This is a genomic window from Allobosea sp. P4_E12 (assembly GCF_056401655.1).
Genome location: NZ_JBFUIY010000074.1, coordinates 1 through 10103, shown reverse-complemented (window position 1 = coordinate 10103; position 10103 = coordinate 1). Strand labels below are relative to the sequence as shown.

The following is a 10103-nucleotide window of genomic DNA, read 5'->3' as shown; positions in this document are numbered from 1 at the left end:
CTTTCCATGGTCATGTCGGCTGTAGTGTGTGTGCTAATGGCGGCACACACCGTTGAAGCGGTGATTTGGGCGATTACCTACCGGATTGTAGGCGCAGTTCCGGAAGATTCGGAGTTCCTTTACTTCGCGTTCGTAAATTTCGCGACCCTTGGCTATGGCGACATCACGCCAGTTGTTGGCTGGCGTCTCCTTGGTCCCATCACCTCTATGAACGGCATCCTGCTATTTGGTTGGTCTACGGCGGTTATCTTCGAGGTCCTCGTCCGGACCCTAAGGCGGATCGACAAACTCGCGGACTAGAGCAGGTTCATGGTTTTCCGATTCTGAGGGGATTCCCAAGCGGCGCGAACAGTGCGATTCCTTCCCCGTCTGACGCGGGAGGCCGGGATGGCACGGGCTTACAGCCAGGATTTGCGTGAGCGAGTGATTGCGGCGACCGAGGCGGGCTTGCCCGCGCGCCATGCGGCCGATCGGTTCGGGATCGGCATCGCGACGGCGATCGTCTGGGCGCGCCGGGCGCGGGAAACCGGAGAGCGCACGGCGCGGCGGCAGGGTCAGCCGCAGCGCTCCAAGCTCGATCCGCACGGGGCGTATCTGCAAGGCCTGCTCGACGCCGACTGCGACATCACGCTGGCCGAAATGCAGGCGAAGCTGCTTGAGAAGCACGGCCTGAAGGCCGCCATCGGCACGCTCTGGAAGTTCCTCGACCAGCGTGGCCCGACCGTCAAAAAAAGACCGCGCACGCGGCCGAGCAAGACCGCCCCGATATCGCCGAGCGGCGTGAAGCCTGGTTCGACAGCCAACCCGATCTCGACCCGGCCCGCCTGATCTTCATCGACGAGACCGGCGCCAGCACCAAGATGGCGCGCCTGCGCGGGCTGGCGCCGCGCGGCCAGCGTTTGCGCGCTGGGATTCCTCACGGCCATTGGAAAACGACGACCTTCGTCGCGGGCCTGCGCCTCACCGGCATGACCGCGCCGATGGTGCTCGACGGGCCGATGAACCGCGAGGCCTTCGTGGCCTATGCGGGCCAGGTTCTCGCCCCGACGCTTGCTCCAGGCGATATCGTCATCATGGACAATTTGCCCCCCATAAGGGCGAAGCGGTGCGCCTGGCCATCGAGGCGACCGGAGCCATCCTCGTCTTCCTGCCGCCCTACAGCCCTGACTTCAACCCGATCGAGAACGCCTTCGCCAAGCTCAAGGCGCTCCTGCGAATTTTGAGATTATCGCAGCGGCGTGAAACGGCACGAACCACCAAATTCTATGGCGCCGCGGGAATTTGCAACAGAACCCCGTCCAGACATGACAACGCCCTGATCTGTGCCCTCGGGCGACGTTCCCGTCCAGCTTCGGGAATTGCGACAGAGTCAGATCGGCCGCACCTTGATTGCGAAGGTCAGAAACTAGCGGGCTTCGTCCGGAAGATTCCAATCTGCGAACGCACGCTTGATCAGCTCCTTCCCGGGCCGCGCCAGTTCCATTGTCAGCATATAGGAAGTTTCGCCCTTCGGCCGGACCGGCACGTCGATCCATTGTCCCTTCAGCAAGGCGCCAGTGACGTTTTGAAGCGCCTGCGAATCAGTCGCCGGGGTGAAAACGAACTCGCCCTCAGCCCGCCTGCGACCGACCATATCCATTGGTTCTCCGGAGCGATCTCCCGTCTGGCGAAGGCGGGGAACGCCGACTTCGCCCTCGCCTTCGCCCCGTACCTTGATCTCGATCATCAGGCCCCCCCCGGCCACGGCCGGCGACAACGCCAGGCTCATCGCAACCTCGTGCCCGTTGATGGTTAGGTTTCCAAAGATCCGCGAGACTTTGCCGTTCGCGGTCAGCAGGGGCGGCTCTGCTCCCCAGATCACCGTGCCGACCCTCACCGTCGGCTGCCCAATATCGTCGGCATGCTCTACGATCATCCCCCCTCGGACAGTGCCGCCCAGTGCCGCCTGCTTGACCGTCGCGGCAGCTGTGTCGCCGTCGTCGTTTCGTTGCCGCGGGTAAAGGCCGGTCAGATAGAGGGGGAAGTGCTGCACGAAGCGGTTCTGCCCAAACAGCATGGGAGCCTCGTCACCGCGCAGCCCGAGTGCAAACGGCTCCCGCGGCGCCTGATACCGGGGCTCATCCGACAGGAAGAATGGCGCGAAGGCGCCGCACTCCTTCAGAGCGCTGGTGAGATCCTTCTTTGTCAAGTTGAGAAAGCCGCATCCGGATCGGACGGCTGGAGAATTTGCGGCCGTTGGTTCCTGTGCCTGTGTCGGCGTACCGTCGACGAAGACCAAAAGCGCGCAAGCGGAGAAAGCCGACAGATTGCGCAAAGTGCGTCGGATCGATCGGCGCCTAGCTCGCTTCATCGCTCACGCCGCAATCTCGCCACTTGGCTTCCGGTTTCAGCACTCATCAGACCCCGCCGGCCTTTTCATTGAGGATACGCATTACCTTCTCGACTGGACCATCGGTAACGACCCGTCCGCCATCGATCACAACGATGCGTGACACCAGGGACAGAACCGCATTGCGATGTGTCGTCACGATCAGCGTTTGATCCGGACTCAATCCTTCCTTGAGACGGGTCACGAATTGACGCTCCGTCGCCGTATCCATCGAACTCGTCGGGTCGTCGAGGAAGATGATCCGGCCCGACGACAGTAGCGCCCGCGCAAGCCCCAGAATTTGCCGCTGCCCGCTTGAGAGCTGCTGTCCCCGCTCCCCGGCCTGACGCTCGAAGCCCGCAGGGTGTGACTGAACGAAATCCGCCAGTCCCGACAGCCTGGCGACCGCCAGCAACTCTGCATCGGTCGCGTCAGGCTTCGAAAGCCGCAAGTTCTGCCGCAAGCTACCGTTGAAGACGTGCGTATCATGCGCCACGACATTGACCGCCGCACGGATCTCCTGGGGGTGATATTGGCGGATATCGACACCATCAATCAGCAATTCGCCGGCATCGAGCTCGTAAAGGCGCCCGAGAAGTCGGCCAATCGTGGTCTTTCCGGCGCCAATGCGGCCGAGAATGGCAACCCGCTCGCCCGGACTGATCTTGATACTGAATCCGTTGAGGACCGGGCGTGTCTGCCCCGCATATGTGAAGCTTGCACCGCGAAACTCGACATCACCGCGCTCCACCGGCCGCGCGACGAGCATCCGCTTGTCGCTTCGCTCGTCAGGCAGTTTCATGATGGCGCTGAGGCTGTGATAGGCGCTGACCGCCTGGCGAACGCGGGACAGCATCAAGGCAATCTGGCCCAGCGGCGCAACCGCACGACTGCCGAGCATCGCTGCAGCGATGATCCCGCCGGTCGTGATCATGTTTAGATCGAAGAGATAGGCCCCGACCACGATCGTGGCGATCGGCACCATGTTCTGGAGCAGATACGACAGATTGGCCGCGAAGGCCGAGTAGCTCTTGATCCGATGCGTTGTATTCGTCGCGACAGTGGTGATATCCCGCCAGCGACGCAGGAAGATCCCCTCGGCTCGAACCGCCTTGATCGTCTCCAAGCCTGCGACGATCTCGACCATTAGTGATTGTCGATGCGCGCTCGACTTGTCCGCACGTCCGATTTCGCCAGCGATCAAACGCTGCAAAATGAAGCCTAGCAGTATGAGTCCTGCGATCGCAATGACCGGGAAGATCACCAGATACGGGCTGACTGCGAGGATTACAGTCAGAAAAACGAAGGCAAAGACGAAGTCGACAAAGTAGATGATGGTGTTGGAACCGATGAACTCCCGCAGAAACTCATATTCCGAAAGGCGCTGCACCGTGATGCCAGTAGTCGGCGTATTCGCCTGCAGGGTCGTGTTCATGACCCTCTCGATGAGGAGGCTCGAGATCCGGATATCGAGTTGGCGCGCCATATGATCGACTAGGAAAGCGCGCGCGGAACGCAGCAGCACGTCGAACATCAGCGCAATCGCGGCGCCGATTGCCAGGACCCACAAGGTCGAGATCGCCTTGTTCGGCAGCACCCGGTCGTAGACGTTCATCGTGAAGAGCGGACCGACGAGCGCTAGCAGGTTGACGAAGCCCGAGGCGAAAAGCACCTCGACATAGCTTCGCCAGTGCGGGCGCAGCGCCGCCAACAGCCAGTTGGAGTCGACATCGAGCGGCGTCTCGCTGTTTGGATCGGCTCCGGCCAGATAAGGAGAGAAGCGCAGGATATCGCCGCCATCGATTGGCGTCAGCGCCTCGACCGAAACGGTCGAAAACGAGCCCACGACGGGTGAATAGATGCGCACCTGCGAATTCTCGTCCACCGATACGATGAGGACGGGCACATCCTGCTTGAGCCAGGCGACCGCGGGAAAGTCTGTTTCGATAGGGGCTCGCACGTCGAAACGTACCCAGTCAGCGCGAAGCCCGATGCGCTCGGCCGCGCGGACGAGATGCTCCGGCGACAGGCCTTCTTCTCCAATCGGAAGCCCTGCCGTCAGAACGGTTGTGGCGGTCGGCCGCTCGAAATGCGCTGCCACCTGGACCAGGCACGCCAGCAGCGGATCCCCGCGCTCATCCGACGGGGCCCGCGACGGGGAAGGAGCCTTTGCGCCCCCCTCAAATGGCGCTTGAATGCCGTGCATGGCAACGCGCCTTTCGGACCGGCCTAGAGCGCCGGAGGCGGAACGATCAGACGTCCCTTGTTGGGCGAATAACGCGGAAGGGTTTCCGCATCGGCGGTGGCGGGAATAGCGGCTTCCGAGCGCGCATAGGCCTCCGCCTGCTTCGGCGCGCGGAGCCCGAAGGCCGAAACCAGTTGCCCGGTCGACGCCAGAATGCGGTATTCTGAAAAGCGCGCCGCCATCTGCGCGGTCTCGTGGAGAACCTTCGCATTGTATCGCGTATTCTGTGCATCAAGAAGATCGAGCAGCGAGCGGCGCCCCACCTGGAACTGATCCGAATAGGCAGCGACGAGCCGATCGCTCACGCTCGCCTGCTGACCGAACACCCCCGACAGTTCGGTCTGGCGTTGACGCCGCTCGAACGACAGTTTCACAGCCTCGCGAACCTCGCGCAGGGTCTGATCGCGGTTATGCTGAGCCTCGGCCACGCGCCGGGTCTGCTCCTGGATCGCGGCCTGGTCGATGCCACCATTGTAGAGATTCATGCGCATGACCGCGCGTGCCTGAAGATCGGTCGTCCGGCCGGAGACGCCGTCAATGTCCTGCCCGCCACGAGCCCGGCCCTCGAGGAAAACTTCCGGCATCATCTTGCCGCGCGCCTTCTTCACTAGGGCATGTGCAGCGTCGATGTCGGCAGTCGCGATCTGGATACGTGGATTGTTGCGGACCGCAAGCGCTAACCCGCTTTCGATCGACTTGGGCAGCCGCGGCGTCATCGATGGTGGCATGGCGCCGCGCGTGAAAGTCTTTCCGACAAGGCGCTGCAGGCGCACCTTCGCTTCGTTGAGGGCCTGCTTAGCCTCGATAACCCGAGCGCGAGCCGCTATCACCCGCTCCTCTCCCTGCTTCAAATCAGCATCGGTCAAGGAGCCGCTGCTCACATTGCCGCGAATACGCTGTACCGTATCCTGCAGGTATCCGACATTTTGCCCCGCAAGTCCGACAAGCCGCTCCTGGAGCAGAATGTCGAAATATTCGCGGGTTACCTCGAGAGCCAAAAACTCGGATCGTTCGAGGACTCGATATGAGGCGCCGTCCACCCGCGAAGCTTGGCGTTCGACTTCGGCATCCGTCGCAAAGCCATCGAAGAGCTTCCAAGTTCCGACGATTCCAGCCTCTAGAGGGTTGAGGCTCTGCTTGTCCCGCGGACCGTTAAACCTGTTGATCGAGCTGAAAGGTTGGTCCAGTTGCCGTGCGCCGACTGAAGTCTCGGCATCCACACGCGGCAGATATAGACCCCGAGCCTGGCGCAATTCGAATTCGATCGCCTCGCGATTTTCGATTGCCGCTCCGATCTGGGGGTTCGAATCGATCGTCGTAGCTATCGCTTCACGCAAAGTGAATGCGGCGGCGCCAGTCACCGCAAGCGCCGAGATGCTTCCGGCGGCCAGGCCAGCCAGCAGACAACTGCGCAAAATTGCGGCTCGACTCACAGAACGCATCGCTGCCCCCCACCCAGTCCTAAATTTTCGCCAAAAGTACAATTTATCACACCCCAACATCAAGAACAGGCAAAAAATCGCACCAGAACCTAAGACAACTTTGGTCTCGATTTAATATTCGCCCCTTGCTTTTTCTCGGAGCTAAAATCAACATCCTACAATAAGACTGTATTAATCGCACAAACGATAATTCAGCACGCGCATAATGGCAACAATCATGATCCGGAGCCCTGCAGTTTGTTTCTAAATTTGATTTCCAAACGCGCGAATTCATGGCCATCGCCAGCGTACCCTGACTGACCGCCGTCAGTATCGCGGGCTCATAGTGGCCCGCATTCGCGCGTGATAGCACTCGCAGTTCCATAGCCGATCCGAATCGACCTCACGCAGGGACAACATTCCCAGTGCAATGCCGCAGGCCGTGCGAGACGCGTAGGCCCAGGTGATCCGCTCCGACCCGCTGGCTTCCGTGGCCAACTGTGTGGATATTGCTCTCGCCTCTACGTACCGCGCCTCGACTTCTTGCTGAATTATCGAGAGGTTCGGCTCGCGCGCTAGGGCGGAGACGCCCCAAGCCTGGCATGCGGCAACCGCTGGTCGGCGCTCGAGATAACCGGAGAGATCAGCCGCTTGCGTGGAGTTCCAGTAACCCAAGGTAAACGTTGCGATGAACGCAACAAGCGTGATCCGCATTTTCTCCCCCCGACGACCCCAGCCAATTCGCCCTACACAAGATATTCCTACGATTTACTACCACAATAGAGTTTTGCAGCACTTTCAACCTGTAGCTCAATTTGATGCGGGATCGTCACTTGAAAGTGACAGTATCGCGTAGAGAACCGACGCTCCATCAAAATGACCACTCAGCTCGGTTGTCTCCACTGCCGACACAGTCCCGATAGAGCCACCTTCCACGGACGTTAGTTCGGTGAGGGTGCTAGTAAGATCCCCGCCCCGCGAGCCACCCCCAAGAATATTGGTCAGATCGACGATCTCGCCGCCATCCGCCAGCAGATCGGCAGCACTCAGTTCCAACACGACCGATTCCGGCGCCTCGCCAACTTCCGGCTGAAGGGCAAGGATGATCTCGTCAAGCGTTGAAGGGGTTGCATCGGGATCCATCGATTGACCTTTTTATGTCTCCAAAGCCGGGGCCTTGTCTTCGCTCAACGTTCCCGTCGCAGGTGACCGGTGATTTCAGGCATTGCTCACCCCCGGCCGCATTGCAAGCACCTAGGTTACCGTCGTCGGCGGCTGATCGTGATCGTACAGAATCTGCACGGAACCCGGGGCCGAGGAGAAGTTGGCGACTGCGACAAAGTTCCCACCAGCGGCAGTTCCGTTATCATCCACCATCAACTGCGTTCCGGAGACGTTCAGCACAGTATCGACCTGCGCCGCAGTCGTCGGCGCGCCAGCGCCGAGTGAGCCTAGCAATGCACTCAGATCAACGGTGTCCTGAACACCGCCGGCATTGTAGTCGCTGATCAGGTCATCCGCAGCGACCGTTAGATGTGACGGATCGATGACGAAAACGTCGCTGCCCGTGCCGCCGGTGAGTGTGTCCTGCCCGGCTCCGCCTATCAGGGTGTCGTTGCCCCCTCCACCGTTGAGAGTGTCGTTCCCGTCCAGGCCAGCGAGCGTGTTGCCGTTGCCATCTCCGGTCAGGCTATCGACGAAATTCGAGCCCGTGAGGTTCTCAATGTTCGTCAGCTTGTCACCGCTCGCGTCGCCGGCCGAGTTTTGGATGGTCCCGACGAGGCCAAGGTCGACGGTCACCCCCAAAAGCGAGTTTTGATAGCTTACAGTATCGCCGGAGGCTGTATTCATCCCACCATCGAACGTATCGGTGCCGACGCCGCCGACGAGTGTATCGTTGCCCGCCACCCCATTCAGCGTTTCGCCGCCAATTCCTGAAACCAGGAGATTGTCCGACGCGTCTCCATTGATCGTTGTGTTCAATGGGGTTGTCGTTATCGAAAGCGCGCCAGTTGACGTGTCACCGTCTGCGTCAGTCGCTGTCAGGTTGAATGAAAGCGGAACATCGTGACCGGCATTAACTTGAAGATACCCGACATTCGCGATGGAGAAGTTGTCTCCATTCCCATGCCCCACCTCGACGCGATTATAACCGTCGCTTGTGAATACAGAAATAGTGCTGCCGTTTGTTGCGGAAATGATGTACCCCCCACCTGAGGCGACGAGGCTCGCGAGGGGAACAAGCACGCCGTTGACGTAGATCTGGGTGATGATATCGGTAGAATCGTTACTGAAATTTATATCGTTATTTGCGTCGTACGCTTTGACTAAGACGCCGGATGTTCCATTGCCATTCTGTACCGTGAATGCGAACCCGTTCACATCATAATGAGACCCGTAGGTGAAACTGTTGTTACTGCCTCCGGTAGTCGCTACGACATTCTGAGCGAAGTCGAAACGCAGTGTTTCTCCGGTGTTGATGGACGGATTGCCAGCACCAAAGCTTATGCTTGATCCACCGGAGTTGCTGCCGTTGACCGTAGCGGGCGAACCGCCACTCGAGGCAGATATAAGGATATCGTGGTCGGCTGCATTCGTATCCTGCACGCTTTTGTAATTTCTGGAGCTGGTGTCCGGGAAATTCGACTGCGTGATCGTATTCCCCGATCCGTCATCAATCGCCCGGAAGAACTGGACGGTGTAGATGTCGCTCAGATCGCTCGTCGTGTTTGGCGATAGCCTGGCAGTGAAGACGGTTGTCTCGTCGCCATTGGCGGCGTTGCCATCGAAGTCGATTTTACCGGTCAGCGTGTTGGTGCCGAAACCGTAGAGATGCACGGTTTTGCCACCGGAAGTCACCGCGGTCGCTTCGCTCGTGAGCGGAGAGCCGTCAGTCCCGGAGAAGACGACGCTGCCGCCATCAGCTCCGATGCTCTCATAGAAGTTGAGGGCACCGCTACCGACCGCGTTCGCGCCGTTCTCGATGGTCATCGACTGCGCGGTGAAGGCGACAGGCGAGTCATCATCGAAGGTCACGGTCAGCGTCCCGATCCCGCTATCTGCAACGCTCGCGTCGCCGTCGCTGTCGCTTACCCGGTACTGGAGCGCCAGCGTAAAATCGCCATTCTCGGCATTGCCCGCCGCGTGCAGAACGTTGTCGACGAGCGCCAGCGTGTAGGCGCCTGTCGCCGGCGTGACGGCAATAGTGAACAAGGTGCCGTTGACGCGAGAGCTATCAGGGCTCGACGTGATTGTGGCCGTCAGCATGCTTGTCGCGCTGTTCCAGCCGTAGGTTACGGTTTCCTGACCGACAGTGGCGGTGCCGCCCGCGAGATTGGCGAAACTGAAGGAGAGCGCGCCATCGCCGCTCGACGCGGTCAGGGTCCCGGAGAAGAAAGCCGAATTGGTCGCAGCATCGCCGGTCCCGCCGATGATTCCGTGCGCCAGCCCCTCATCGTCCACCGCGGCCGTCACCGATCCGCCGACGGGAACGTTGTTCGCGTTATTGATGTCGACGATCTGAGTCGCAGTCGACGTGTCGTTGTCGCCGTCGGTGATCTGATAAGTGAAGCTGCCAGCCGTGTTCGACGTGCTCGCACTGACAACCGGGTCGAAGGTCCAGGTTCCGTTGCCCTGGAACGTATAAGTTCCGTTGGCATTCGTGATCGTGGTGGTCCCGGCCGGAGCGATCGCTTGAAAGCCGTTGCCGAGACCAAAATCCACGGCCGTCAGCCTCGCGCCGTCCGCTCCCAGTTGATCGTTTGCGAGGAGATTGACACCAGGCGCCTGCGAATCCGTCTCGGATAACGTGAGAGGGGTATCCGAAACCGCCGTCGGCACGTCGTCGACGATGTTGATCACCAGGTTGCCGGCCGGGGCCGGATCGCCGTCGGCGTCGCTCACCACAACCGCGAAGCTCGCCGTGGTCGCGTCGCCCGCCGTGTTGTCGAGCAGCGTGTAGCCGTAGCTGATCGTGCCGGCCCCCGTCGCCGGATCGTAGCTGTACGATGCCGTCAGCTGTCCCGTCGCGCCGCCCGCAAGCGTCTCGGCCGCGAAGGTCTGGGCGGGC

General features: G+C 60.4%; 6 protein-coding genes and 1 pseudogene. 2 read left to right on the top strand and 5 right to left on the bottom strand.

All coding sequences use genetic code 11. The annotated features are described in order from the left end of the window. Positions 1-300: potassium channel family protein (locus AC1DW9_RS35395; RefSeq protein ID WP_476855352.1), on the top strand; the 300-nt coding region annotated here is incomplete at its 5' end. Positions 301-387: 87 nt separating this feature from the next. Then, positions 388-1216: pseudogene (locus tag AC1DW9_RS35390) on the top strand (IS630 family transposase); the annotation flags it as partial. Between the two features lie 189 nt (positions 1217-1405). Here the strand turns inward: AC1DW9_RS35390 and AC1DW9_RS35385 are convergent. The 5 genes from AC1DW9_RS35385 to AC1DW9_RS35365 all read right to left on the bottom strand — a co-directional run. Further along, positions 1406-2314, bottom strand: coding sequence for a hypothetical protein (locus tag AC1DW9_RS35385; protein WP_476777457.1), 909 nt, complete (start codon positions 2312-2314; stop codon positions 1406-1408). A gap of 82 nt (positions 2315-2396) precedes the next feature. Continuing rightward, a complete protein-coding gene (locus AC1DW9_RS35380) occupies positions 2397-4574 on the bottom strand; it encodes a type I secretion system permease/ATPase (protein WP_476777454.1) in 2178 nt (725 codons plus the stop codon). Positions 4575-4597: 23 nt separating this feature from the next. Continuing rightward, positions 4598-6055, bottom strand: coding sequence for a TolC family protein (locus tag AC1DW9_RS35375; RefSeq protein ID WP_476777453.1), 1458 nt, complete (start codon positions 6053-6055; stop codon positions 4598-4600). A 789-nt stretch (positions 6056-6844) separates the two neighbouring features. Then, positions 6845-7177 carry a hypothetical protein gene (locus AC1DW9_RS35370; protein ID WP_476777452.1) on the bottom strand — a complete coding sequence of 111 codons (333 nt, stop codon included), beginning with the start codon at positions 7175-7177 and terminating at the stop codon, positions 6845-6847. 111 nt (positions 7178-7288) lie between these two features. Further along, a partial coding sequence (locus tag AC1DW9_RS35365) for a beta strand repeat-containing protein (protein ID WP_476855351.1) occupies positions 7289-10103 on the bottom strand: 2815 nt, incomplete at its 5' end.